Source organism: Acinetobacter sp. CIP 101966, assembly GCF_000369725.1.
Lineage (GTDB): Bacteria > Pseudomonadota > Gammaproteobacteria > Pseudomonadales > Moraxellaceae > Acinetobacter > Acinetobacter lwoffii_Q.
Map to the genome: position 1 here is coordinate 205,421 of NZ_KB850158.1, position 26,832 is coordinate 232,252.

A 26,832-nucleotide genomic window follows, 5' to 3' on the forward strand; every position below is an offset into this window, starting at 1 on the left:
TAGGGTTAGGAAACACGAAAGTTTATGGCTTTATTTAATAATAATCGATCAGCATGGGCATTCTGTGTGGCCGCACCGTTAATGGCCATGGTCAGTACGGCGAGTTATGCACAAACCTGGAAAATTAACCTTCGAGATGCTGACTTAACTGCATTCATTAATGAAGTGGCCGATATTACCGGCAAAAACTTTGCAGTCGATCCGCGGGTACGTGGCAACGTAACAGTCATTTCCAATAAAGCCCTGAATAAAAATGAAGTCTATGACCTGTTTTTAGGCGTGCTAAATGTGAATGGTGTGGTGGCAATTCCTTCGGGGAATACCATCAAGCTGGTTCCGGACAGTAATGTCAAAAGCTTAGGCATTCCCTATGATGCCAGAAGTCGTGCCAGTGGTGACCAGATTGTGACCCGGGTGTTGTGGCTGGAAAATACTAATCCGAATGATCTAATTCCTGCATTACGTCCTTTAATGCCGCAGTTTGCCCATCTGGCGGCGGTGCCCGGGACGAATGCCTTAATTGTGTCGGATCGCGCCAGCAATATTTACCAGCTGGAAACCATCATTCGCAATCTGGATGGCACCGGTCAAAATGACATTGAGGCGGTAAGCTTACAATCCAGTCAGGCTGAGGAAATGATTGGACTGATCGAGTCCATGACTGCCACCGGTGGAGCTAAAGATGTCCGCGGTTCACGGGTACGGGTGATTGCAGATACTCGTACCAACCGGATCATCATCAAAGGTGATCCCACGACGCGCAAACGGGTGCGTCAAGTGATCGAAACTCTGGATGTGCCGGCTGCGGATCGTTTGGGCGGTTTAAAAGTTTTTCGTCTGAAATATGCCAGTGCCAAAAATCTTGCGGAAATCTTGCAGGGGCTGGTGAGCGGGCAGGCAGTGAACAGTAGTAATTCAAATTCAGGTAGCACAACCTCGACCTCGTCTTCACTCAGTTCCAGCAGCAATTTAAATAACAACAATACCAGTACGGGTTCGAGTAGCAACACCTCTTCAGGCATTCAGCTGAATACCGGCATGAATAATGAGCAGGGCGGAATTACCAGTTTTAATGGTAATGGCGTCAGTATTATTGCCGATACCACGCAAAATTCTCTGGTGGTGAAAGCGGATCCACAACTAATGCGAGAAATTGAATCAGCAATTGACCAGCTGGATATCCGTCGTCAACAGGTGCTGATCGAAGCCGCGATTATTGAAGTGGAAGGAACCGATGCGGATCAACTCGGTGTGCAATGGGCCTTGGGTGATATCAGCAGTGGGATTGGGCTGGTGAACTTCGATAATTTTGGGACTAGTCTGAAAAATATTGCGGCCGGTTATCTCACCGGTGGTGGTGCAGGTGCTGCAAGTGCCGTGGGCGCGGGCAGTTCACTGGTACTCGGTGATTATCGTGAAGGGAGTGATGGTTCCCGTCGTCTGTATGGTGCGATGATTCAGGCACTCAAAGAAACCACTAAATCCAACCTGTTGTCTACGCCGTCGATTGTGACCATGGACAATGAAGAAGCCTATATTGTGGTGGGTGAAAACGTACCCTTTGTGACAGGCTCAGTGTCTACAGGCGCTGCTGGAGTTGCTAATCCCTATACCACCATTGAACGTAAGGATGTCGGGGTCACTTTAAAGGTGGTTCCACATATTGGCGAAGATGGTACCGTACGCCTGGAAGTGGAACAGGAAGTTTCTGATGTCAAAGCCAGTAAAGGGCAGGCGCAGGATCTGGTTACCAGCAAGCGAGCGATCAAAACCTCAATTCTGGCCGAACATGGACAAACCATTGTGCTTGGTGGTCTGATTTCGGATAACACCAGTTATGGACGCCAAGCAGTGCCGGGTCTGGGTGCGATTCCAGGCTTGGGACGTTTATTCCGTTCTGAAGGTAAATCCAATCAGAAGCGTAACCTGCTGATTTTTATCCATCCAACCATTGTAGGCGATAAAAATGCAGTGCGTAAACTGACCCAACAACGCTATAGTCAGCTATATAGTCTGCAACTCGCACTCGATTCGGACGGGAACTTTGCCAAGCTGCCAGAAAGTGTTGAAGATGTGTATCAACAGCGAATTCCGGTATCCAGAACACCATTGCAAAACTCGACTTATCAAACTGTGCCGACCGCACCCGTTCAGGCGCAGCCAGCCAATGTAGTTGTTACGCCGGTAGCGATAGAACCAGTGATTCAGCGACAAGTGGTAGAACCCGTCCAACAGGTAGAAAAAAGTAAAAATACCGTTACAACAACCACACTTAGACCCAAAAGCTAAGTCATTCGCATTTGCAGACAGCATGTTATGATAATGTCAAAGAGAACAGAGAAGTAACTTTCATGACTTGGAAAATACACGCGATTACAGGCGACTTAACAGGACAGGAAATTAGCATTGACCGTGACATGCTGGTGGGGCGTCATCAGGCGGCAGATATCGTGTTACAGGCTGCGGAAATCTCCCGTAAACATGCGGCATTTTTACTAAAGGATGATGCGCTCTGGGTGCAGGATTTGGGTTCATCGAATGGCACTTTCGTCAATGATGTGCAGATTGCGCAAGAAACCTTATTAAAGCAGGATGACATTGTTCAGTTTGCCAGCTTGAAATTTTCAGTAATGGCGCCTGCGGCTACAGTAGAGGTTCCAGCAGAAATTGAAGCAACGGCAGAAAAAGTCGTGGAACAGGTCGAAGTCGCTGAGCCTACACCTGCACAGCAAATGAATGATCAGGGAATGCCGGAACTGAAACATCGTGATGCTACGGTACAATTAACCCGTGATGGCATGCCAACCAATGTCGGTATTCCAAAACCGGCACCTATTCCGGAAGGCGTGGACATTAATGCGGTAAAACCAGAGCCTACCCCAATTCCGGTTGAGCAGCCTGTATCACGTGTAGAACAGGAAAAAGAAACCCAGAAAAATGTATCTGTAGGTTTGATTTCAGTGATTGTGCTGATTATTTTGGCAATTATGGCTTGGTTGTTGTTCAAATAAGCTGATGATTGGTTACAATCAAGGCATGCATAGCGCATGCCTTTTTTGTGGCTGCGAATATTATAAAAGAGGGTCGGGATGTCTATTGCACAATTAGAAAAGCGCGAACTGATCTTATTCGATCTGGATGGTACCTTGGTGGATTCAGCACATGATCTGTATCGCGCCATGAATATGAGCCTGAATGTGCTGCAATTGCCTCTGGTGACCGAAGAACAGGTACGGACCTGGGTAGGCAAGGGCACGTCGATATTCTGTGAAAGTGTACTCCAGCATCTGGTCGGTGAAGTCACACCGGTACAGCATCAAGAGCTCTTAAACACTTTTCTGGATATTTATAATGTCGATCCCTGTGTTGATACCGTTCCTTTTCCGGGAATCCTGAAATTTCTGGACTGGGCCAAAGCTCAAGGTAAAACCCTGATTTGTGTGACCAATAAGCCTGAACTTCCTGCCCGCAGTATCTTAGATACCTTGGATATGGCTCATTATTTTGCCGATACCATTGGTGGTGACCGTTTTACTGAACGTAAACCGCACCCACGCCAGTTGCTGCACTGTGTTGAACATTATGGCGTAAGTAAAGAACAGGTTTTGCTTATTGGAGATTCTTCCAATGATGTCGAAGCTGCGCGCCGCGCCGGGATTGATTGTGTTGTAGTCAGCTATGGCTATAATCATGGTGAAAATATTGCAGATTGTCAGCCACAGCAGATTGTGGATGATCTTAGAGAATTACTTGCCTAATACGCGTACTAAGGAAAGAAAATGAATAGTTGTAAGGTTTTTCGATGGCGTCGCTCAGTTCAATTCTATTTACATACTGAGTAACCCTAATTTAAAGAGAAAAACCGCATGACCACTCAAGCACAATTCCAGCAACTTGCTGCGCAAGGCTATAACCTCATTCCTGTTTATCGTCAGCGTCTGGCAGATACCGATACACCACTTTCTATTTTTGCTCGGCTTAAACAGCATCAGCAGGCTTATTTATTCGAGTCTGTAGAAGGTGGTGAGAACTGGGCACGCTATTCGATTATTGGACTAGGTGAATCCACGGTATTTTCCTGCAATGCAGGCGAGTTGACGGTACAGCACGCAGATGATTCGATTGAAAAGCAGCACTGTGCGGACCCATTTCAATATATTCGCGACTTTCAGGCGCAATTTAAGGTGCCAACCCAGGCAGAATTACCGGACCTACCGAGTTTTACTGGTGGATTAGTCGGTTACTTTGGTTATGACGCGGTGCGTTATATCGAACCGAAATTAAAAAATGTGCCGGAAGCGGATCCGGTCGGCTTGCCAGATATCTGGATGATGCTCTCTAAAACAGTGATTGTCTTTGATAACCTGAAAGATACCTTGTTCTTAATTGTACATGCGGATGCCACTGCCCCGGGTTCTTATGAAAAAGCACATGAACAATTAAATGAATTGGAAAATATTCTGGCCACGCCCATCAGCCTTAAAGCTGAAAAACATACGCCGCCACATTTTGAGTCCCTCACCGGACATGACAACTTCATTGCTTCGGTCGAAAAGGTCAAAGAGTATATTCGTGCCGGTGATGTAATGCAGGTGGTGCCGGGGCACCGGATGGTCTCTGATTTCGATGGTGATCCGCTACAAGTGTATCGTGCGCTGCGTCATCTCAATCCATCACCGTATTTGTTTCTTGTGCAAGGGCAGACCTTGGAAAACAATACGCCATTCCATATTGTCGGCTCTTCTCCTGAAATTCTGTCCCGTCTGGAAAATGGTATTGCTACCGTACGACCGCTTGCGGGAACACGCCCACGCGGTAAAACCAAAGAAGAGGATCTGGCGCTTGAGGAAGACCTATTATCCGATGAAAAAGAAATTGCCGAACATGTCATGCTGATTGACTTGGGACGTAATGATGTAGGGCGTATCGCAAAAATTGGCAAAGTGCAGGTGACTGATCAAATGGTGATCGAACGTTATTCGCATGTGATGCATATTGTCTCCAATGTGCAGGGTGAAGTGCGTGATGATGTCGATGCTCTGGATGTTTTTAAAGCAACTTTCCCTGCTGGTACACTTTCAGGTGCGCCAAAAATCCGTGCCATGGAAATTATTGACGAAGTTGAGCCGGTAAAACGTGGAATTTTTGGTGGTGCTGTTGGTTATTTAGGCTGGCATGGCGAAATGGACATGTCGATTGCGATTCGTACCTGTATCATTCGCGAAAATAAGGTCTATGTGCAGGCCGGAGCAGGGCTAGTTGCCGACTCAAATCCTGAATCTGAGTGGAATGAAACCCAAATAAAAGCTCGCGCAGTGATCAAAGCGGTTGAATTATCATCAAATGGTTTGATTTTATGAGTTTTTGACGTTTTTTTTGAAAAAAACACTTGCAAGGATTCTGAGTTTTGCTAAACTGCACACCGTTCCGATACGAAACGTACGAAACACTAAGAAACGCCGGCATAGCTCAGTTGGTAGAGCAACTGACTTGTAATCAGTAGGTCCACAGTTCGAATCCGTGTGCCGGCACCATCTTAGAGGTTTGGTAGTGTGAAGTAAAGAACAGCACTGATGTAAGTGTAAAAAATGGTGAGGTTCCCGAGCGGTCAAAGGGGGCGGACTGTAACTCCGCTACGAAAGTTTCGAAGGTTCGAATCCTTCCCTCACCACCAATTTTAAGACTTCAATAAGTGGTTTGTACCAACATCGTGCGGGAGTAGCTCAGTTGGTAGAGCGGTAGCCTTCCAAGCTACATGTCGCGAGTTCGACCCTCGTCTCCCGCTCCATTGAAGTACTAATATTTGCTCTTATAGCTCAGTGGTAGAGCACTCCCTTGGTAAGGGAGAGGTCTCGAGTTCAAATCTCGATAAGAGCTCCAGATTACAGTTTAGCAACTTTGTTGCAAAGAAATTCCAAAAGCAGGCTATTTAGTCTGCTTTTCAAGTATTTGGTGTTCGGTTTTTTTTAAACGATATGTCGGAGCTGGGTTTTACTCAGAATTGTGTTCGACGTAAACGAGGAAGATTAACATGGCTAAGGCTAAGTTTGAACGTAATAAGCCACACGTTAACGTGGGCACAATTGGTCACGTTGACCATGGTAAAACAACTTTAACAGCTGCAATTGCAACTGTATGTGCGAAGAAATTCGGTGGCGAAGCGAAAGACTACGCTGCAATCGACTCTGCACCAGAAGAAAAAGCACGTGGTATTACAATTAATACTTCACACGTAGAATACGATTCTCCAACTCGTCACTACGCTCACGTGGATTGCCCGGGCCACGCCGATTATGTTAAAAACATGATTACTGGTGCTGCTCAGATGGATGGCGCGATCCTTGTATGTGCTGCGACTGATGGTCCTATGCCACAGACTCGTGAACACATCCTGCTTTCTCGTCAGGTAGGTGTACCTTACATCGTTGTATTCTTGAACAAATGCGACCTTGTAGACGATGAAGAGCTTCTTGAACTAGTTGAAATGGAAGTTCGTGAACTTCTTTCTACTTACGACTTCCCGGGTGATGACACTCCAGTGATCCGTGGTTCTGCTCTTCTTGCGCTTAACGGTGATGACAGCCAATACGGCGAGCCAGCGGTAGTTGCGCTTGTTGAAGCACTTGACTCTTACATTCCAGAGCCAGAGCGTGCAATTGACCTTCCATTCCTTATGCCAATTGAAGACGTATTCTCAATCTCTGGTCGTGGTACAGTAGTAACTGGCCGTGTAGAGACTGGTATCGTTAAAGTAGGTGAGTCTGTAGAAATCGTTGGTATCCGTGATACTCAAACTACTACAGTAACCGGCGTAGAAATGTTCCGTAAGCTTCTTGACGAAGGTCGTGCGGGCGAGAACTGTGGCGTTCTTCTTCGTGGTACTAAGCGTGAAGACGTACAACGTGGTCAAGTATTGACTAAACCAGGTGCGATCAAGCCACACACTAAATTCGATGCGGAAGTATACGTACTTTCTAAAGAAGAAGGTGGTCGTCACACTCCATTCCTTAACGGTTACCGTCCACAGTTCTACTTCCGTACTACGGACGTAACTGGTGCGATCGCGCTTAAAGAAGGCGTGGAAATGGTTATGCCTGGTGACAACGTTGAGATGTCAGTAGAGCTAATCCACCCGATCGCAATGGACCCAGGTCTACGTTTTGCGATCCGTGAAGGTGGTCGTACAGTTGGTGCTGGTGTGGTTGCTAAAGTAACTGCATAATCATAGAATAAGACAAGCAGGTTGGAGCTTAGGCTCCAACTTGTTGTTTTGCAGGTCAGTAGTTCAATTGGTAGAGCGTCGGTCTCCAAAACCGAATGTTGGGGGTTCGAGTCCCTCCTGACCTGCCAAGTTTCTAAAAAGACGCTTGATGTCGGCAAAATTGGTCATATAATAAGTCGCGAAACCTACGACGAGTACAAAAATGTCGAATGAAAAATCACGCGACGCATTAGGCGAAGCGGCAATTCCTCAAAGAAATAATCCTGCAGTAGATGTAAGTTCTGGTTCTCCATTAGACATGGTTCTATGGGTTATCGCCTTGATTTTATTGGTTGGTGCAATGATGGTAAACCAATATTTACCAGCGTACTGGGCACCTGCGAATGATATTTGGGTGCGCGTTGGGGTGATTTTGGCTTGTATCGTTGCAGCATTCGGTTTATTATACGCCACCCATCAAGGCAAAGGCTTTATTCGTCTGCTAAAAGATGCACGAATTGAGTTGCGTCGAGTGACCTGGCCTACCAAGCAAGAGACGATGTCCACATCTTGGCAAGTTCTTGTTGTAGTCGTAATTGCATCCATCTTATTGTGGTGTTTTGACTATATTTTAGGCTGGTTAATGAAGTTTATTATCGGGTAAGAGAGCTATGAAACGTTGGTACATTATTCATGCCTATTCAGGTTATGAAAAACAAGTGATGCGTTCGCTTAATGATCGAATCCAGCGTAGCGCTGTTGCCGATAGCTTTGGTGAAGTCCTTGTTCCTACCGAAGAAGTGGTAGAAATGAAGGATGGCAAGAAGCGTAAATCAGAGCGTAAGTTCTTTCCTGGCTATGTCCTAGTCGAAATGGAAATGAACGATGATACTTGGCACATTGTTAAAGAATGTCCAAAAGTTTTAGGTTTTATTGGTGGTACGGCTGAAAAACCGGCACCGATTACGCAAAAAGAAGCAGATGCGATTCTTGCGCGTGTACGTAATACTGGTGAAGCGCCTCGTCCTAAGACGATGTTTGAACCAGGCGAAGAATTACTCGTGGTTGACGGTCCATTCACTGACTTTAAAGGTGTGGTGGAAGAAGTTCAATACGAAAAGTCACGTTTAACGCTGACCATTAATGTATTTAACCGACCAACTCAAGTTGAATTGGAATTTCGTCAAGTCGAAAAATCAGTCTAATTTGTATGGGTTGAAAACGCCTGACTTATTTATAAGTCAGGCATTGTTGTTGTAACGGTATCGTTACTTGAAATCATTGGGGAGCCTTCACCGGCGTTTGCACCCAGAGGTAATTTGAAATGGCTAAGAAGATTGACGGCTATATCAAGCTGCAAGTTCCAGCTGGTAAAGCGAATCCATCTCCACCGATTGGTCCTGCACTAGGTCAACGTGGTGTGAACATCATGGCATTCTGTAAAGAATTCAATGCTGCTACACAAAAAGTTGAAGCTGGTCTGCCAATTCCAGTCGTGATCACTGTGTACAACGACAAGTCGTTCACATTCATCATGAAAACTCCACCTGCTGCTGTTCTTCTTAAGAAAGCTGCTGGTATCCAGAAGGGTTCAGCTGTACCTAACAAAACTAAAGTTGGTAAGTTGACTCGTGCTCAAATCGAAGAAATCGCGACTACTAAAGAACCAGATTTGACTGGTGCTGATTTAGACGCACGTGTACGTACCATTGCTGGTTCTGCGCGTTCTATGGGCTTGGAAGTGGAGCTTTAAGACATGGCTAAATTAACTAAACGTCAAAAAGCGATTGTAGCTGCTGTAGAAGCACACAAAGTTTACACGCTAGAAGAAGCTGTTGCAGTTTTAGAGAGCCTTCCAGCTCCTAAATTCAAAGAATCTCTAGATATCGCGGTAAACCTAGGTGTTGATCCTCGTAAATCTGACCAGGTTGTTCGTGGTGCGACTACACTTCCTGCAGGTACTGGTAAAACTGTACGTGTAGCTGTATTCGCTCAAGGCGCTGCTGCTGAAGCTGCTAAAGCTGAAGGCGCAGACGTTGTTGGTTTCGACGATCTTGCTGAAAGCATCCAAGCGGGTAACCTTGACTTTGACGTAGTAATTGCTGCTCCAGATGCAATGCGCGTTGTAGGTAAACTTGGTACGATCCTTGGTCCACGTGGCTTAATGCCAAACCCTAAAGTGGGTACTGTAACTCCTGACGTTGCTACTGCAGTTAAAAATGCAAAAGCTGGTCAAGCACGTTACCGCGTAGACAAAGCTGGTATTATCCACGCTGCGATCGGTCAAGTAGGTTTTGAGGCTGCTGCTGTTCGTCAAAACGTTGAAGCACTTGTTGCTGACTTGAAGCGTTTGAAACCTGCTACGTCTAAAGGCGTATACATTCAAAAGATCACTTTGAGCTCAACTATGGGTCCTGGTTTGATCGTTGATGTAGCAAACGTTTCTAAATAAGTCTCGACTTATTACAGAATTTTAAAGCCCTGAGTAAAATTTGAAGCAGTGCTTCAAATTTTACGCAAGAAACGCTCCGTCGTATTTTGCAAACTTAGGCAAACTTTGAATTGATAAATGAAAATTTATCAGCGTCAAAGACCGCGGGCGAGGGGAGTTTTATGCTTCTCTCTTAATAGTCCAGCCTGCGTAGACGCGGTGGTGTGATTTGTTCATCCTCCGCGTGTGAGTCCAGTGATGGTCTTGCGAATTGGGAGTGTACTTCGCGTAAGTACATAAATCACCGTTAGGAGGTTTTACAATGGCTCTTCTTATCGAAGGCAAAAAACAGATCGTAGCTGAAGTAGCTGAAGTTGCTTCTACTGCATTTGCTGCTGTTGTTGCTGACTACCAAGGTTTGACTGTAGAGCAGTTAACTACTCTACGTGTTGAAGCGCGTAAACTTGGTGTTACTACACGTATCGTTCGTAACACTTTGGCTAAACGTGCTCTTCAAGATACTCAATTCAATATCTTGAACGACAACCTTGTTGGCCCAACAATCTTAGCTTTCTCGAATTCTGAAGACGACATGGGTGCTGCTGCACGTTTGTTCGAAGAATTCGCTAAAACTAATAAAGCATTTGAACTTAAAGCTGCTGCATTTGATGGCAAACTTTATCAAGGTGCAGAAGTTAGCGTAATCGCGAATCTTCCGAACCAAGAGAAAGCGCTTACTATGCTTGCAAACGTTCTTCAAGCTCCTATTTCGAAATTGGGCCGCTTACTTACAGCGCTTCAAGAGAAAAACGAGTCAGAAGCTGCTTAAGCTCAAACTTAAACACACATCATTCAATACCCATTTGGAGTTAATCTCATGGCTTTAACAAACGAAGAAATCCTAAACGCAGTTGCTGAAAAAACTGTTCTTGAACTTGTTGAACTTATCTCTGCTTTCGAAGAGAAATTCAATGTATCTGCTGCTGCTGTAGCTGTTGCTGCTGGTCCAGCTGCTGCTGCTGCTGAAGAACAAACTGAATTCAATGTTGAATTGACTTCTTTCGGCGCGAACAAAGTTGCTGTAATTAAAGCAGTTCGTGAAGCGACTGGCCTTGGCTTGAAAGAAGCTAAAGACATGGTTGAAGGCGCTCCTGCAGTTCTTAAAGAAGGCGTTTCGAAAGAAGAAGGCGAAGAGCTTAAGAAGAAACTTGAAGAAGCTGGTGCTACAGTTACTCTTAAGTAATTTCTTAAGGGAGCCGGTTTTTTATAATCGGCTCCAAAAATTGGCTGATGGCTCTTGGGTCATCAGCCTTTTTGCGTTACAATAATCGGCTCGATTTTTGTTTGCATGATATAAAAATCATACAAATTGAAAATAAACATAATGAACAAACGTTTACCAATATTTTTCATTAAAAAATATTGATAAGCGTTTTAATACCACTAAAAATTGCAGCATTTGTAAAGAGTGGTGGCCATATCGGCCAGCGTAATTCCTTCTGAGCCCGTTCTGCAGGCGGGCTTGGTTTACACTTTCCGAGGACTCCAGATGGCATACTCATATACCGAAAAGAAACGGATCCGTAAGAATTTTGGTAAATTGCCTAGCGTCATGGATGCTCCGTACTTGCTCGCGATTCAAGTCGACTCGTACAGAACATTCTTACAAGATGGCAAATCACCAAAAAACCGCGAAGATATCGGTCTCCAAGCCGCATTTCGTTCAGTTTTTCCTATTGAAAGTTATTCTGGCAATGCTGCTTTAGAATTTGTTGAGTATAGTCTTGGTAAGCCTGAGTTTGATGTACGCGAATGTATCCTTCGTGGCTCAACTTATGCAGCACCAATGCGTGTAAAAATTCGTTTGATCCTGAAAGATCGTGAAACGAAGTCAATTAAAGACGTACGTGAACAAGAAGTCTATATGGGCGAAATGCCATTGATGACGGATAACGGTACCTTTGTAATTAACGGTACCGAGCGTGTGATCGTGTCACAATTACACCGTTCACCAGGCGTATTCTTTGACCACGATAAAGGCAAGACTCACTCAAGTGGTAAAGTCCTTTATTCAGCGCGTATCATTCCTTACCGTGGTTCATGGTTAGACTTTGAATTCGATGCCAAAGACTTAGTCTATGTACGTATTGACCGTCGTCGTAAATTGCTTGCGACTGTGGTACTTCGTGCCTTGGGTTACAGCAACGAAAACATTCTCAACATGTTCTACGAGAAAGTACCTGTGTATCTTGACATGGGTAGCTACCAGATTGACCTGGTGCCTGAACGTCTGCGTGGCGAAATGGCACAATTTGACATCCTGGACAAGGATGGCAAAGCAATTGTTGAGCAAGGTAAACGTATCAATGCGCGTCATGTACGTCAAATGGAAGCTTCAGGTCTTGAAAAACTTGCAGTGCCAGATGAGTACCTGTATGAGCGTATCACTGCTGAAGACATCCCATTAAAAGATGGTGATGTGATTGCAGCCAATACTGTATTAAGCCATGAAATCATGGTGAAAATTGCAGAAGGCGGCGTGAAGCAGTTCAATATCCTGTTCACTAATGATATCGACCGCGGTTCATTCGTTGCAGATTCTCTACGTGCAGATACGACGAGCAATCGTGAAGAAGCATTGGTAGAAATCTACAAAGTGATGCGTCCGGGCGAGCCACCAACAAAAGAAGCTGCTGAAAACTTATTCAACAACTTGTTCTTCTCTTCTGAACGTTATGACTTGTCTCCAGTGGGTCGTATGAAGTTCAACCGTCGTTTGGGTCGTCCTTACGAAGTCGGTACAGACCAGAAGTCACGTGAGGTTGAAGGCATTCTCTCGAACGAAGATATCACTGATGTATTAAAAACATTAGTTGAAATCCGTAACGGTAAAGGTGAAGTCGACGATATCGATCACTTGGGTAACCGTCGTGTTCGTTCTGTGGGTGAAATGACAGAAAACCAATTCCGTGTAGGTCTGGTTCGTGTAGAACGTGCTGTTAAAGAACGTCTATCTCAAGCTGAAACTGACAACCTGTCTCCGCAAGATTTGATCAATGCGAAACCTGTTGCTGCTGCAATCAAAGAATTCTTTGGTTCAAGCCAGTTGTCTCAGTTTATGGATCAAAACAACCCGTTATCTGAGATTACGCACAAACGTCGTGTTTCTGCGCTTGGTCCTGGCGGTTTGACGCGTGAACGTGCAGGCTTTGAAGTACGTGACGTACATCAAACTCACTACGGTCGTGTATGTCCAATTGAAACGCCTGAAGGTCCAAACATTGGTTTGATCAACTCGCTTTCTGTTTATGCGAAATGTAACAACTTTGGTTTCCTGGAAACCCCATACCGTAAGGTTGTTGATGGTCGTGTAACAGATGAAGTTGAATACCTGTCTGCGATTGAAGAAGTAGGCACTGTGATTGCACAGGCCGATTCTGCAATGGATAAAGACGGTAACTTAACAGAAGAGTTTGTATCTGTTCGTCATCAGGGTGACTTCGTACGTATTCCTCCTGAAAAAGTAACGCATATGGATGTATCTGCTCAGCAGGTCGTATCTGTAGCAGCATCACTGATTCCATTCCTAGAACACGATGATGCCAACCGTGCATTAATGGGTTCGAACATGCAACGTCAGGCAGTTCCGACGTTGATTGCTGACAAGCCGCTTGTTGGTACCGGTATGGAAGCGAACGTAGCACATGACTCAGGTGTATGTGTGATCGCTCAGCGTGGTGGTCGTATCGAGTTTGTTGATGCGTCTCGTGTGGTTATTCGTGTGAATGAAGACGAAATGATCGCAGGTGAAGCAGGTGTAGATATCTACAACCTGATCAAATACACCCGTTCGAACCAGAACACTTGTATCAACCAGAAAGTTCTTGTGAACCTGGGCGATAAAGTAGGTCGTGGTGATGTACTGGCTGATGGTCCATCAACAGATGGCGGTGAGCTGGCATTGGGTCAAAACATGCGCGTTGCGTTTATGACCTGGAATGGTTACAACTACGAAGACTCGATCTTGTTATCTGAGCGTGTACTTCAGGAAGACCGTTTAACGTCTATTCATATCCAGGAATTGTCATGTGTTGCACGTGATACCAAACTGGGTGCGGAAGAAATCACTGCTGATATTCCGAACGTAGGTGAAGCTGCTCTGTCTAAACTGGACGAGTCAGGTATTGTTTACATCGGTGCTGAAGTAACTGCTGGGGACATCCTTGTAGGTAAAGTAACCCCTAAAGGTGAAACACAGCTTACTCCAGAAGAAAAATTGCTACGTGCAATCTTCGGTGAAAAAGCAGCTGACGTAAAAGATTCATCTTTACGCGTTCCATCAGGTACTAAAGGTACAGTCATTGACGTTCAAGTGTTTACACGTGACGGTCTTGAAAAAGACGAACGTGCTCAAGCAATTGAAAAAGCGCAATTGGATGCATACCGTAAAGACTTGAAAGAAGAATTCAAAATCTTCGAAGAAGCTGCACGTGAACGTGTAATCCGTCTACTGAATGGCCAAGAGTCGAATGGTGGCGGTACAACTAAACGTGGCGACAAACTGTCTGAAGACGTGTTGTCTGGTTTAGAGCTTGTTGATCTTCTTGAAATTCAACCAGTTGATGAAGCAATTGCTGAACGTTTAACTCAAATTCAAGTGTTCTTGAAAGAGAAGAGCTTCGAAATTGACGAGAAATTTGCTGAGAAAAAACGCAAACTTTCTACAGGCGATGAACTGACGACTGGCGTATTGAAAGTAGTTAAAGTTTATCTTGCTGTAAAACGTCGCATCCAACCGGGTGATAAGATGGCGGGTCGTCACGGTAACAAAGGTGTTGTATCAAACATCTTGCCGGTAGAAGACATGCCACATGATGCCAACGGTGTACCTGTTGATATCGTATTGAACCCGCTTGGCGTACCATCGCGTATGAACGTGGGTCAGATTCTTGAAACTCACTTGGGTATGGCGGCGAAAGGTCTTGGCGATCAAATCGACAAGATGATGAAAGAGCAACGTACTGTACTTGAGCTTCGTGATTTCCTGGACAAGATTTACAACAAAGTTGGTGGCGAACAAGAAGATCTTGATAGCTTGACTGATGAAGAAATCTTGAAACTTTCTGGCAACTTGCGTGCTGGTGTACCTTTGGCTACTCCTGTATTCGATGGTGCTGAAGAAGGTCAGATCAAAGAGTTGTTACAACTTGCAGGCCTGTCTAGTACTGGTCAGACCGTATTATATGATGGTCGTACTGGTGAGCGTTTCGATCGTCCGGTAACTGTCGGTTACATGTACATGCTGAAACTGAACCACTTGGTTGATGACAAGATGCATGCGCGTTCAACTGGTTCTTACTCTCTAGTTACGCAACAGCCGCTTGGTGGTAAAGCACAATTCGGTGGTCAGCGTTTCGGTGAGATGGAAGTCTGGGCACTAGAAGCTTACGGTGCAGCATATACGCTACAAGAAATGCTGACTGTGAAATCGGATGACGTTGAAGGCCGTACCCGTATCTACAAGAACATTGTAGATGGCAACCATTATATGGATCCGGGCATGCCTGAATCGTTCAACGTATTGACCAAAGAGATCCGTTCTTTAGGTATCAACATTGAACTGAAAAATGGTGACTAATTAGTTCCATTGAATCTCCCTAAACCCCTCTTTGATAAAGAGGGGCTTCCCCCTTAACAAAGGGGGGACTGAGGGGGATTAAAATTCAGTTAAAAAACAATATTTGTGACCCAGTTGTTGAGTGAAAATCTCCACAACACACGGAGAAAAAAATTGAAAGACTTGCTCGATATCATGCGCAAAAAGACGGATTCAGACGGTCATGCTCCTGTAGAGTTTGACCGCATCCGTATTGGTCTTGCGTCACCAGAAATGATTAAGTCATGGTCTCACGGTGAAGTTAAAAAGCCAGAAACCATTAACTATCGTACGTTCAAGCCTGAACGTGATGGTTTGTTCTGTGCCAAAATCTTTGGTCCAGTGAAAGATTACGAATGCTTGTGTGGTAAATACAAGCGTATGAAATACAAAGGCGTCATTTGTGAAAAATGTGGCGTTGAAGTAACAACTGCGAAAGTTCGTCGTGAACGTATGGGTCATATCGAGCTGGCATCTCCAGTTGCACACATCTGGTTCTTGAAATCATTGCCTAGCCGTATCGGTCTATTATTAGACATGACGCTACGTGATATCGAACGCGTATTGTATTTCGAATCTTATGTCGTTACTGATCCGGGTATGACTCCATTTGAGAAATACCAACTTCTAAACGATGAAGAATACTTCAATGCCTTAGAAGAACACGGTGATGAATTCACAGCGAAAATGGGTGCTGAAGCGGTTCAAGACTTGTTGAAAGACATCGATCTTGAAGCTGAAATTGCGCGTCTTCGTGAAGAAATTCCTGTTACAACTTCAGAAACCAAGCTGAAAAAAGCGTCTAAGCGTTTGAAGTTGATGGAAGCATTCAACGATTCGAACAACAAGCCAGAATGGATGGTGTTAACTGTACTTCCAGTTCTTCCACCAGACCTTCGTCCGCTTGTACCACTTGAAGGTGGTCGTTTCGCGACTTCTGACCTGAACGATCTTTATCGTCGTGTGATCAACCGTAACAACCGTTTGAAGCGTCTTCTTGACCTTGCAGCGCCAGACATCATCGTACGTAACGAAAAACGTATGTTGCAAGAGTCTGTAGATGCATTGCTGGATAACGGTCGTCGCGGTCGTGCAATTACCGGTTCGAACAAGCGTCCGCTTAAATCTTTGGCAGACATGATCAAAGGTAAGCAAGGTCGTTTCCGTCAAAACTTACTTGGTAAGCGTGTTGACTACTCTGGTCGTTCGGTAATTACTGTTGGTCCAAACCTTCGTTTGCACCAATGTGGTCTTCCGAAGAAAATGGCACTTGAACTGTTCAAACCATTCATTTTCGCGAAACTACAAGCTTCTGGTCAAGCAACCACCATTAAAGCTGCGAAGAAAATGGTTGAGCGTGAAACTCCAGAAGTTTGGGATGTTCTTGCTCACGTGATTCGTCAACATCCAGTGATGTTGAACCGTGCGCCAACTCTTCACCGTTTGGGTCTTCAAGCATTTGAACCGATCCTGATCGAAGGTAAAGCGATCCGTCTACACCCACTCGTATGTGCTGCGTTTAACGCCGACTTCGATGGTGACCAAATGGCGGTACACGTACCATTAACACTTGAAGCTCAGCTTGAAGCTCGTGCGTTAATGATGTCGACTAACAACATTCTGTCTCCAGCAAACGGTGAGCCAATCATCGTGCCGTCTCAGGACGTTGTCTTGGGCTTGTATTACATCACGCGTGATGCAATCAATGCCAAAGGTGAAGGCATGGTGTTCGCGGATACTCACGAAGTAAACCGTGCACTGGCAACAGGTCAGGTTGATCTACACGCTCGAGTTAAAGCACGTGTACACCAGACTGTGATCGATGAAGATGGTAACCGTGAACAGCAAACCATTATTGTAGATACGACGCCTGGTCGTTGCCTGCTTTGGGAAGTTGTGCCTGAAGGTATGGATTTCCAGCAAATTAACGTTGAGATGACCAAGAAAAACATCTCTAAGCTAATTAACTCTTGCTACCGTAAATTGGGTCTGAAAGATACTGTTATCTTCGCTGACCAGTTGATGTACTTGGGCTTCCGTCAAGCGACGCGTTCAGGTGTATCTGTCGGTATGGAAGACATGGTTATTCCACCGCAAAAACAAGCAATTATTGGTAAAGCGGAAGCTGAAGTTCGTGAAATCGAACAACAGTTCGAACAAGGTTTCGTAACTGCCGGCGAACGTTATAACAAAGTGGTCGATATTTGGGCGCGTACCAATGACCAGGTTGCTAAAGCGATGATGGACAACTTGTCTTTTACCACTGTGAAGAACAAACAGGGTGAAGACGAGAAGCAAAAATCATTCAACTCGATCTACATGATGTCTGACTCGGGTGCCCGTGGTTCGGCAGCTCAGATTCGTCAGTTGGCGGGTATGCGTGGTTTGATGGCGAAGCCGGATGGCTCGATCATTGAAACGCCGATTAAAGCGAACTTCCGTGAAGGTTTGACCGTACTTCAGTACTTCATCTCGACACACGGTGCGCGTAAAGGTTTGGCCGATACAGCACTGAAAACTGCGAACTCTGGTTACTTGACTCGTCGTCTAGTAGACGTTGCGCAGGACTTGGTCATTACCGAGCCAGATTGTGGTACTTATGACGGTCTGGTAATGACTCCGTTCATTCAAGGTGGCGATGTCATCGAAAACCTGGGTGCACGAGTATTGGGTCGTGTGGTTGCTGAAGATGTGAAACGTGTAGGTACAGATGAAGTTCTACTTCCTCGTAATACGTTAATTGACGAGAAATTGGCGACGTTTATCGAAAGCCAAGGTGTCGACGAAATTAAAGTACGTTCAGTCGTGAACTGTGCGTCTACCTTCGGTGTATGTGCGAAATGTTACGGTCGTGACCTAGCACGTGGTCATCAGGTGAACCCGGGTGAGTCTGTTGGTGTAATGGCAGCTCAATCGATTGGTGAGCCAGGTACACAGTTAACGATGCGTACCTTCCACGTCGGTGGTGCTGCAAGCCGAACTTCTGCTGCAAACAGCGTACAAGTTCGTAACCAAGGTACAGTACGTTTCCACAACGTGAAAACAGTACAACATGCCAAAGGTCACTTGGTATCGACTTCACGTTCAGGTGAAATCGGTATTGCGGATGATTTAGGTCGTGAGCGCGAGCGCTATAAACTTCCTTACGGTGCGTCTATCTTGCTGAAAGATGGCGAAGCTGTAGAAGCAGGCGGTATTGTGGCGACTTGGGATCCGCATACACATCCATTAGTAACAGAAGTTGCAGGTAAAGTACGTTTCAGCCAGATTGCTGATGGCGTAACCGTAACTTCTAAAACTGATGATGCAACAGGTATGTCAACCATTGAAATCTTGCCAGTGACTTCACGTCCTGCGTCAGGTAAAGATTTGCGTCCTGCTGTTGTGTTAGATACCGTTGATGGTGGCGAACAGTTCTACTTCCTGCCACAGAACACGATTCTTTCTGTTCGTGATGGCGAAACGATTGGTGTCGGTGATGTCATCGGTCGTGTACCACAAGAAACTTCACGTACCCGTGATATTACCGGTGGTCTGCCGCGTGTAGCTGACTTGTTCGAAGCACGTAAGCCAAAAGAGCATGCAATCCTTGCAGAAGTGTCGGGTGTTGTAAGCTTTGGTAAAGAGACCAAAGGTAAGAACCGTCTGGTGATTACGCCGGATGATGGCTCTGAGATTTATGAAGAGCTGATTCCGAAATGGCGTACGATTAACGTGTTCGAAGGCGAACATGTGAACCGTGGTGAAACTATTTCTGATGGTCCACAGAACCCGCACGATATCTTACGTTTGAAAGGCGAAGTTGCGCTTACAAACTACATCGTGAACGAAGTTCAGGACGTATATCGTCTGCAAGGTGTAAAAATCAACGACAAGCATATTGAAGTCATCGTACGTCAAATGCTGCGTAAAGTTGATATCACTGATGGCGGCGATACCAGCTTTATCAAAGGCGAACAAGTGGATTACATCCGCGTTGTTCAAGAAAACCAAGCAGTTCTTGCACAAAACAAGTTCCCTGCGAAGTTTGAACGTCAATTGATGGGTATTACCAAAGCATCGCTTTCTACTGACTCGTTCATCTCTGCTGCATCGTTCCAAGAAACCACGCGTGTGTTAACTGAAGCGGCTGTAACAGGTAAAGAAGATGACTTACGTGGCTTGAAAGAGAACGTGGTTGTAGGTCGCCTGATCCCAGCGGGTACAGGTTTGGCTTACCACCTGGAGCGTCGTCGTCAAGAAGCAGAAGCTGCAGAATTTGAACTGCACAATGACTTCTCTGATGTAGACCAAGCTCTAAGCCAGGCATTTAACGAAGAATTCTAATTCGAGTTAAAGCTGAGAAAAGAGACGCCTTCGGGCGTCTTTTTTTTGTCTGAAATTTATAAATAAGACATCTTGAACAGAAGAATAATCCATTGATATTTACAAAACTCAGCAGGAATACCGAGAGAAGTAACACGCTACAGATTTTAGTTTCATAAAATGAAGATAAGCTTAAATAAAGCAAGACAGGAAGGCCAAGGTCATGAAAAAATTAATGGGTGTTATGGCAGTTGCCACTCTTTCCATCTTTATGTTGGCGGGTTGTGAAAGTATGTCTGCCAATGAGCAACGGATCGGTGCTGCAGCCCTTGGTGGTGCAGTGGGTGGTGGTGTCGGTAATAAAGTCGGCGGTGGCGTTGGTGCAGCTGTGGGTGGTGGTGCCGGTGCGGCAGTGGGTAGTAAATCCCAAGGCGGTTCAAACCGTAATGCGACCTATAGTGGTGTAGGTGGTGCTGTTGGTTCAGCAGTCGGTAAAAGCATCTTCGGTGGTAATGCGGGTGCTGCAATTGGTGGTGCAATCGGTGGTGGTGCCGGTGCTGCGATTGAACAGGATAACCGTCATCGTTAAGTCGAAAGTTACTTCAGATTCATCTAGATTTAAAAGCGCCAATGTGGCGCTTTTATCTTATTTAGGAGCGTTAATTTTCCCTTTGCTCTGTTTCCGCCGGATATAGACCGTTTTCTCTACCTCAGCAATTCTGACCCCGGCTTCATCATAAATATTCAGCTGATAATGTCGATACACTGGCGCATTATCGGCCGCCAGATTGATAATCGTGGTAATTTCTTCAGCAGAAATCCGAATATCCGCCACCACTGTGCCGCGACCCGGTGCCAAAAACTGAATGCTGGCGCCTTTATCCCAGACCAGATATTTCGGCCCCAAATGATGCATCAGCAATAACATGTAAAAGGGATCGACCATCGAATACAGGCTGCCACCAAAATGCACACCGACAATATTTTGGTTCTTACGGGTCAGCGGCATTTTGACCCGAACGTGATAATTATTAAAATCAATCTTATTAATTTCAATGCCTGCACCACGATAAGGGGCATAGCGGTTCAGAATAAATTTTGAAACCAGAGGCAGTTTTTGAATTTTCTGGAATAGGCTCATACTGACATTCTTTTTGCGGCTGTGATTATGCATACTAGAGCAACAAAAATGCGCTGGCATTGATCAATCATGCCGATTTATAAACTAAGTGGTCAATAATAAAAACAGGATCAAAAGATGGAAACACAAGTGCAATGGGTCGATACCACGGATCAGCAGTGTCTCTGTGTCAAAACTTATGGACAACCCGAACAAACAGCCTTGGTACTGGTTCATGGCTATCCTGATCATCAAGCAGTTTGGGAGCCAGTCATTGCTCATTTGAGTCAGGATTATTTTGTGGTGACTTATGATGTCCGGGGCGCAGGGGAGTCCAGTATTCCCAAAAAAATCTCCGATTACCGCTTGGCCCGTTTAAGTCAGGATCTGGAAGAGGTGGTGAATAAGGTATTGCCGAATCGAGCTTTTCATCTGGCTGCGCATGACTGGGGCTCAATTCAGTCCTGGGAATCTGTCACCGATCCACGCTTTAAAGGGCGAATTCTGTCTTATAGCACCTTATCTGGGCCATGTCTGGATCATGCCGCTTTCTGGATGCGTGAACAGTTCCAGCAAAACAAAGCAAAATTTTTAAAGCAAATGAGCAAATCTTGGTATATCGCGATGTTTCAGTTGCCTTTAGTGGCGCCGTTGGCCTGGAATTTTTTTAATCCGCAGCGTTGGGGCAAGATCGTGCAGCAACTGGAAAGACACGATGATCTGCCACTCAACCCGCATATTGTCAAAGATGGCAAATATGGTGTGAACCTGTATCGGGCCAATTTTTTGCCACGCTTAGCTCAACCACGGCAGCGTTTTGCCATCTGTCCGGTACAGGCGATTGTGCTGAAATATGACCAGTTTGTCGGGCCAGATCTGGTTGATGAAATGTCAAAATGGGTGGATGATTTCTCGAAAGTAGAACTGGCTGCCAATCACTGGGCGATCCTGAGTCAACCGGAGCAAGTGGCTCAATTGATTGATGAGTTTATTCAGCGTAAATCTGCTGACATTCATTGACAGGCCACTCCGCGAAACATGACCCGACCAGAAAAAAGTGGCGGAATTTTTATCCGCATTTTCTGATAAAATAGCCGCTTTCTCTCTATTCCGATTCATTATGTTCGCAATTCTTGCTGCTATTGGAGTCATGTTCGGACTCTCGTTGGCACGTGTACCTGTGGTTTTTGCCCTGGTCATTGGTGCTGTTACAGGTGGTTTATTGGCAGGTCTGGGCCTGCAGGGAACCTTGGACGCGTTTAACAATGGTTTGGGTGGTGGTGCCAAAATTGCCTTGGCTTACGGTATTTTAGGTGCATTTGCTTTGGCTCTGGCGCGTTCGGGTTTACCGGATTTACTGGCTTATAAAATGATCAGCACCTTAAAAGGTGAGGCCGATTTTAAAGCGCAAAACCGGGTGAAATATCTGATCTTCTTCACGGTTGCTATTGCAGCCGTGTTCTCGCAGAACGTCATTCCCGTGCATATTGCCTTCATTCCGGTACTGATTCCGCCGCTATTGATTGTATTTAACCATTTACAACTGGATCGCCGTTTGGTGGCCTGTTTGCTGACCTTTGGTCTGGTTGCCACCTATATGCTCATTCCAGTCGGTTTTGGCGCGATCTTCCTGAATGATATTCTGGGGCATAACATCAATACCTTTGGTAAGCCTTATGGTTTTGAAATTACTTATGATCAGATTCCATCTGCAATGGTCATTCCGGTCATTGGCATGCTGGTCGGGTTGTTGATTGCCATTTTCTTCTCTTACCGTAAACCACGTCTCTATAAAGATATTCATATCGAAGAGCAGCAAAGTATTTCTGCTGAACTTGGAGTAGAGCAAAACCTTAAACCTGAAATTTCGAAATTTACCATCTGGATGGCCGGTCTTGCAGTTGTAGCCACATTGGCTGTACAGCTGTATTCAGATTCAATGATTCTGGCAGGTTTAGTCGGTGTCGCGATTCTCAGCTGTGCTGGCATTTTCAAATGGAAAGAAGCGGATGATGTGATCATTACCGGTATGCGCATGATGGCGCTGGTCGGCTTTATCATGATTGCAGCACAAGGTTTTGCCGCCGTGATTGAAGCGACCAATCAGGTACCTGCACTGGTCGAAGCATCGGTCAACTGGATTGGTGACAGTCAGGCACTGGCAGCGTTCCTGATGTTGCTGATCGGCCTGTTGATTACCCTAGGCATTGGTTCATCATTTTCAACCGTGCCGATTCTGGCGATTATCTATGTACCGCTCTGTATCCAGTTCGGTTTTAGCCCGGCTGCGACCATTGCGATTATCGGGACTGCAGCAGCTTTGGGAGATGCCGGTTCTCCAGCTTCGGATTCAACTTTGGGCCCAACTTCGGGTTTAAATATGGATGGTCAGCATGACCATATGAAGGACAGTGTGATTCCAACCTTCATTCACTTCAATATTCCGTTGATGATTTTTGGCTGGATTGCAGCCATGGTTCTGTAAGTCAATTTCAATCTGCTCTGATATCTATTGGAGCAGATTTATCTGGATTTAAAATAAATAATAAGATGTATTTAAAATATATGTTTAAATAAAAATTAATATAAACCTGATTATTTTACTCTGAATAAAGCCATATTTATCTGATTAATATACTTGGTATTTAAAACCAACTAATTCAGTCAATTTAAAATAAATAACTTTTTAAATCAGTAGTTTAAATAATAATTAAAAATTAGTTTTATAATGCTTATTGCATATTATTTTCCCTCGTGTTTATTATTAATTAAGATTTATTTTCTTAATAATTATTCTTCCTGTGGGGTATTTTAAAATGTTAAAGCAAGCTGCTATAATTGCATTAATGGGTCTTTCTGCATCTGCGATGGCAGGTCAATGGCAGGTGAAAGTCGGTGCCAGTTCTTTAGCACCATCAAGTGACACTGAAATTGCACCAGGTTTAGTCGTAGAAGCCGATCAGGAATATGGTTTTACGCCATCGGTTGAATACTTCTTTAATGACAATATCTCGGCAGAATTATTATTGGCTACCCCGTTTAACCATGACATTTCTCTTCAAGGTGTAGGTAAGGTGGCTAAGATCAAACATCTGCCACCCACAATTACCGCTAAATATAACTTTAAAAATGCAACACGCTTTACACCATATATTGGCGTAGGTGGCACAGCTTTTATTGCTTGGGATGAAGAAGGTCTGGCTAAAGACGTGAAAGAAGAGTTTGGTTTGGCAGGTCAAGTCGGCTTTAATTATCAGCCAGCCGATGCCAAAAACTGGGGAGTATTTGCTGACGTGCGCTATGCAGATTTGAGTCCTGAAGTGACTTTAGATGATGCTGATAATACTAAATTCGACTTGAATATTGATCCTTGGGTTTATACGATCGGTTATAGCTACAAGTTCTAAATTCTAGCCTTGCTCAACAAAAAAGCCTCATCTTGAATGAGGCCTTTTTTTTCAAAATAACAACGATTTATAACTTATTGAAATTGAGCAGATTGGCAATGTTCAACTATATTAAAACGAATAAAGTAAATATTAATTGAATACGACCTAATAATTGAATAATAAGGAAGATCAGCATGAAGTTTTTAAGCCAAGGTATTGTGATCTTCTTCAGCCTGCTGGCAGGGTCTGCCTATGCGGCAAGTTTTGATTGTCAGAAAGCTGAAACCGTGACAGAGAAAGCGATTTGTGAACATCGTCTGCTCAATGATGCCGATGTCAAGATGAGCACCAGCTATCATATTTTGCGCCGTATGGTGCCTATGGGAACCCGCTCGGTGATCCAGCGCGATCAGGTGAAATGGCTACAGTTTCGTGACCGCTGTCAGGAATCTGTGTCTTGTCTGAGTCAGGTTTATAATATGCGCCAGCAGCAAATAGACCTGCAATTTCAACGTATTTATAAGCTTGGGCCTTATTAGGACTTAAACCTAAGCCTTTACAAATCCAAGTCATTTTAGATCAAGAGATCCTTTATAAAATATCTTGAGAAAAAATATACAACTGGCTATTGAAAATTTAGTAACTCACTCCATTCATATAGGCAACAGTATTGACCTGTATTTAAAATAAAAGGAGTGATTAATGAGCGAGTCTAGCGCACAAAAACATAGTTTCCAGGCTGAAGTGGCTCAGTTACTACATCTCGTGACCCATTCGCTTTATTCAAACCCTGAAATTTTCCTACGCGAATTGATCTCGAATGCCTCAGATGCATGCGACAAATTACGTTTTGAAGGGATTAACCATCCCGAATTTTATGAAAATGATCCGGATCTGCGCGTTCGTGTCAGTCTGGATGCAGACAATAAAACCATTACCATTTCAGATAACGGGATCGGCTTAAGCGAACAGGAAGCTATTGATAATTTAGGGACTATTGCCAAATCAGGCACCAAAGACTTTATGTCCAAACTGACCGGCGATCAAAAGGCTGATGCCCAGCTAATTGGCCAGTTTGGTGTCGGTTTCTATTCCGGTTTTATTGTGGCTGACAAGATCACGGTAGAGTCGCGTCGTGCTGGCACAGATGTCTCTGAAGGGGTGCGCTGGATCAGTGGCGGAACCGGTGAGTTCGAAGTTGAACAGATCACGAAACAAGGACGTGGTACCGATATTATTCTGCACTTACGTGACGATGCGCTGGATTATCTGCAAAGCTATAAAGTGAAGCAGATTATCAATAAATATTCAGACCACATCAGCCTGCCAATCCAGATGCAAAAAGAAGTCTGGCAGGAAGAAGAAGCGGCTGAAGGTGAAACATCTAAAGGTGGCCAGTATGTCAAAACCGATGAGTGGGAAGCCATTAACTCGGCCAGCGCATTATGGACTCGTAACAAGTCTGAAATCACTGAAGAGCAGTATGTCGAGTTCTACAAGAACTTAAGCCATGATTTCGCAGCGCCATTGGCCTGGGCGCATAACCGGGTTGAGGGCAGCACTGAATATACCCAGTTGTTATATATTCCAAGCAAAGCGCCACATGATATTTTCACCCGTGAATCCAAAGCGGGTATCAAACTGTATGTGAAACGTGTGTTCATTATGGATGATGCAGATAACCTGATTCCAAACTACCTGCGCTTTGTGCAAGGTGTGGTGGACAGTGCCGATCTGCCATTGAACGTCAGTCGCGAGTTATTACAAGAAAGCCGTGATGTAAAAACCATCCGTGAAGGCAATACCCGCCGTATCCTGACCATTTTGGATAATCTGGCTAAATCTGAAGATGAAAAAGATCAGGCAAACTTCAAAACCTTCTATCAGGAATTTGCTTCAGTATTGAAAGAAGGTCTGGGTGAAGATTTCAGTAACCGTGAACGTATCTTGAAACTGCTGCGTTATGCAACATCAAACAATGACGAGGTCAGCACGTCATTGGCAGACTATAAAGCACGCATGAAAGACGGCCAGAAAGCCATTTATTATGTGACTGCAGATAGTCTGAATGCTGCGAAAAATTCACCGCAACTGGAACTGTTCAAGAAAAAAGGCATTGAAGTTCTGTTGATGACTGAACGCGTGGATGAATGGGCGATGAACTTCGTGAATGAGTTCGATGGTACGCCTTTGCAAAACGTGTCTAAGGGTGCAGTTGACTTAGGTGACCTTCAGGATGCCGAAGAGAAGAAAGCCCTTGAAGAAGCCGCAGCCCAGTTTAAACCGGTGGTGGATAAGCTGACGGATTCATTAAAAGACAAAACCAAAGAAGTGCGGGTGACGACGCGTCTGGTCGATTCTCCGGCTTGTCTGGTAACTGGAGAAGGTGAGTTGTCTCCACAACTGATTCGTATGCTGAAAGATGCAGGTCAGCCTGTGCCGGATATCAAGCCGATTCTGGAAATTAACCCAGAACATCCGTTGGTGAAAAAACTGGATGGCTCGGCGCAGTTTGATGATCTGGCCAATGTGATCTTCGACCAAGCGGTGATTGCAGAAGGTGGATTACCAGAAAATCCTGCTGAATATGTCAAGCGAATTAATAGCTTGTTGCTTGCTTAACTGCTGATGTGTTGAATGAGAAAATCCCTCTTCGGAGGGATTTTTTATGCCTGCTTCATTTTTCATTTCTAGAAATGATCTGGAAAAACGATAGAGAGAATAAAAAAA

General features: G+C 44.8%; 20 protein-coding genes and 5 tRNA genes. 24 read left to right on the plus strand and 1 reads right to left on the minus strand.

The window, feature by feature from the left end; translation table 11 throughout:
• Positions 1–24: 24 nt before the first annotated feature.
• The 19 genes from gspD to F891_RS01145 all read left to right on the plus strand — a co-directional run bounded on the left by gspD (position 25) and on the right by F891_RS01145 (position 20,182).
• Positions 25–2,289, plus strand: a complete 2,265-nt coding sequence (gspD, locus tag F891_RS01055) for a type II secretion system secretin GspD (protein ID WP_004278624.1) — start codon at positions 25–27, stop codon at positions 2,287–2,289.
• Positions 2,290–2,351: 62 nt separating this feature from the next.
• Positions 2,352–3,011 carry an FHA domain-containing protein gene (locus tag F891_RS01060; protein WP_004278623.1) on the plus strand — a complete coding sequence of 220 codons (660 nt, stop codon included), beginning with the start codon at positions 2,352–2,354 and terminating at the stop codon, positions 3,009–3,011.
• A 78-nt stretch (positions 3,012–3,089) separates the two neighbouring features.
• Entirely contained in the window at positions 3,090–3,758 is a 669-nt protein-coding gene (gene gph, locus F891_RS01065; protein ID WP_004278622.1) for a phosphoglycolate phosphatase, read from the plus strand.
• Between the two features lie 108 nt (positions 3,759–3,866).
• On the plus strand, positions 3,867–5,360 hold the full coding sequence (trpE, locus tag F891_RS01070) for an anthranilate synthase component I (RefSeq protein ID WP_004278621.1): 1,494 nt from the start codon (positions 3,867–3,869) through the stop codon (positions 5,358–5,360).
• 98 nt (positions 5,361–5,458) lie between these two features.
• A tRNA-Thr gene (locus F891_RS01075) sits at positions 5,459–5,534 on the plus strand.
• A 56-nt stretch (positions 5,535–5,590) separates the two neighbouring features.
• A tRNA-Tyr gene (locus tag F891_RS01080) sits at positions 5,591–5,674 on the plus strand.
• 38 nt (positions 5,675–5,712) lie between these two features.
• Positions 5,713–5,788, plus strand: a tRNA-Gly gene (locus F891_RS01085).
• A gap of 17 nt (positions 5,789–5,805) precedes the next feature.
• A tRNA-Thr gene (locus F891_RS01090) sits at positions 5,806–5,880 on the plus strand.
• A gap of 151 nt (positions 5,881–6,031) precedes the next feature.
• Positions 6,032–7,222 carry an elongation factor Tu gene (tuf, locus tag F891_RS01095; protein ID WP_004646112.1) on the plus strand — a complete coding sequence of 397 codons (1,191 nt, stop codon included), beginning with the start codon at positions 6,032–6,034 and terminating at the stop codon, positions 7,220–7,222.
• A gap of 52 nt (positions 7,223–7,274) precedes the next feature.
• A tRNA-Trp gene (locus tag F891_RS01100) sits at positions 7,275–7,350 on the plus strand.
• A 74-nt stretch (positions 7,351–7,424) separates the two neighbouring features.
• Positions 7,425–7,865 (plus strand): preprotein translocase subunit SecE, encoded by a 441-nt coding sequence (gene secE / locus F891_RS01105; protein WP_004278617.1) that lies wholly within the window; start codon positions 7,425–7,427, stop codon positions 7,863–7,865.
• 7 nt (positions 7,866–7,872) lie between these two features.
• Complete coding sequence (gene nusG, locus F891_RS01110; protein ID WP_004278615.1) at positions 7,873–8,406, plus strand: transcription termination/antitermination protein NusG; 534 nt, start codon at positions 7,873–7,875, stop codon at positions 8,404–8,406.
• 119 nt (positions 8,407–8,525) lie between these two features.
• Positions 8,526–8,954 carry a 50S ribosomal protein L11 gene (rplK, locus tag F891_RS01115; RefSeq protein WP_004278614.1) on the plus strand — a complete coding sequence of 143 codons (429 nt, stop codon included), beginning with the start codon at positions 8,526–8,528 and terminating at the stop codon, positions 8,952–8,954.
• 3 nt (positions 8,955–8,957) lie between these two features.
• Positions 8,958–9,653, plus strand: coding sequence for a 50S ribosomal protein L1 (gene rplA / locus F891_RS01120; protein ID WP_004278613.1), 696 nt, complete (start codon positions 8,958–8,960; stop codon positions 9,651–9,653).
• 301 nt (positions 9,654–9,954) lie between these two features.
• Positions 9,955–10,461: a 50S ribosomal protein L10 gene (rplJ, locus tag F891_RS01125; RefSeq protein ID WP_004278612.1), complete on the plus strand. Its 507-nt coding sequence runs from the start codon at positions 9,955–9,957 to the stop codon at positions 10,459–10,461.
• Between the two features lie 48 nt (positions 10,462–10,509).
• Positions 10,510–10,875 carry a 50S ribosomal protein L7/L12 gene (gene rplL / locus F891_RS01130; protein ID WP_004278611.1) on the plus strand — a complete coding sequence of 122 codons (366 nt, stop codon included), beginning with the start codon at positions 10,510–10,512 and terminating at the stop codon, positions 10,873–10,875.
• A 306-nt stretch (positions 10,876–11,181) separates the two neighbouring features.
• Positions 11,182–15,270 (plus strand): DNA-directed RNA polymerase subunit beta, encoded by a 4,089-nt coding sequence (gene rpoB / locus F891_RS01135; RefSeq protein WP_004278610.1) that lies wholly within the window; start codon positions 11,182–11,184, stop codon positions 15,268–15,270.
• 153 nt (positions 15,271–15,423) lie between these two features.
• Positions 15,424–19,614 carry a DNA-directed RNA polymerase subunit beta' gene (gene rpoC, locus F891_RS01140; protein WP_004278609.1) on the plus strand — a complete coding sequence of 1,397 codons (4,191 nt, stop codon included), beginning with the start codon at positions 15,424–15,426 and terminating at the stop codon, positions 19,612–19,614.
• Positions 19,615–19,816: 202 nt separating this feature from the next.
• Entirely contained in the window at positions 19,817–20,182 is a 366-nt protein-coding gene (locus tag F891_RS01145) for a hypothetical protein (RefSeq protein ID WP_005261617.1), read from the plus strand.
• 57 nt (positions 20,183–20,239) lie between these two features.
• Here F891_RS01145 and F891_RS01150 read toward each other — a convergent pair whose 3' ends face one another.
• A complete protein-coding gene (locus tag F891_RS01150) occupies positions 20,240–20,734 on the minus strand; it encodes a DUF4442 domain-containing protein (RefSeq protein WP_004278606.1) in 495 nt (164 codons plus the stop codon).
• Between the two features lie 117 nt (positions 20,735–20,851).
• On the opposite strand from F891_RS01150, the gene F891_RS01155 reads away from it, so the two are divergent.
• The 5 genes from F891_RS01155 (at position 20,852) to htpG (ending at position 26,724) form a co-directional block, all read left to right on the plus strand.
• On the plus strand, positions 20,852–21,733 hold the full coding sequence (locus tag F891_RS01155) for an alpha/beta fold hydrolase (RefSeq protein WP_004647314.1): 882 nt from the start codon (positions 20,852–20,854) through the stop codon (positions 21,731–21,733).
• A 100-nt stretch (positions 21,734–21,833) separates the two neighbouring features.
• Positions 21,834–23,198, plus strand: a complete 1,365-nt coding sequence (locus F891_RS01160; protein ID WP_004647315.1) for a Na+/H+ antiporter family protein — start codon at positions 21,834–21,836, stop codon at positions 23,196–23,198.
• Between the two features lie 331 nt (positions 23,199–23,529).
• Positions 23,530–24,120, plus strand: coding sequence for an OmpW/AlkL family protein (locus tag F891_RS01165; RefSeq protein ID WP_004647316.1), 591 nt, complete (start codon positions 23,530–23,532; stop codon positions 24,118–24,120).
• A 176-nt stretch (positions 24,121–24,296) separates the two neighbouring features.
• Entirely contained in the window at positions 24,297–24,641 is a 345-nt protein-coding gene (locus F891_RS01170) for a lysozyme inhibitor LprI family protein (protein WP_004647317.1), read from the plus strand.
• Between the two features lie 163 nt (positions 24,642–24,804).
• Positions 24,805–26,724 carry a molecular chaperone HtpG gene (gene htpG / locus F891_RS01175; RefSeq protein WP_004647318.1) on the plus strand — a complete coding sequence of 640 codons (1,920 nt, stop codon included), beginning with the start codon at positions 24,805–24,807 and terminating at the stop codon, positions 26,722–26,724.
• Positions 26,725–26,832: the final 108 nt, after the last annotated feature.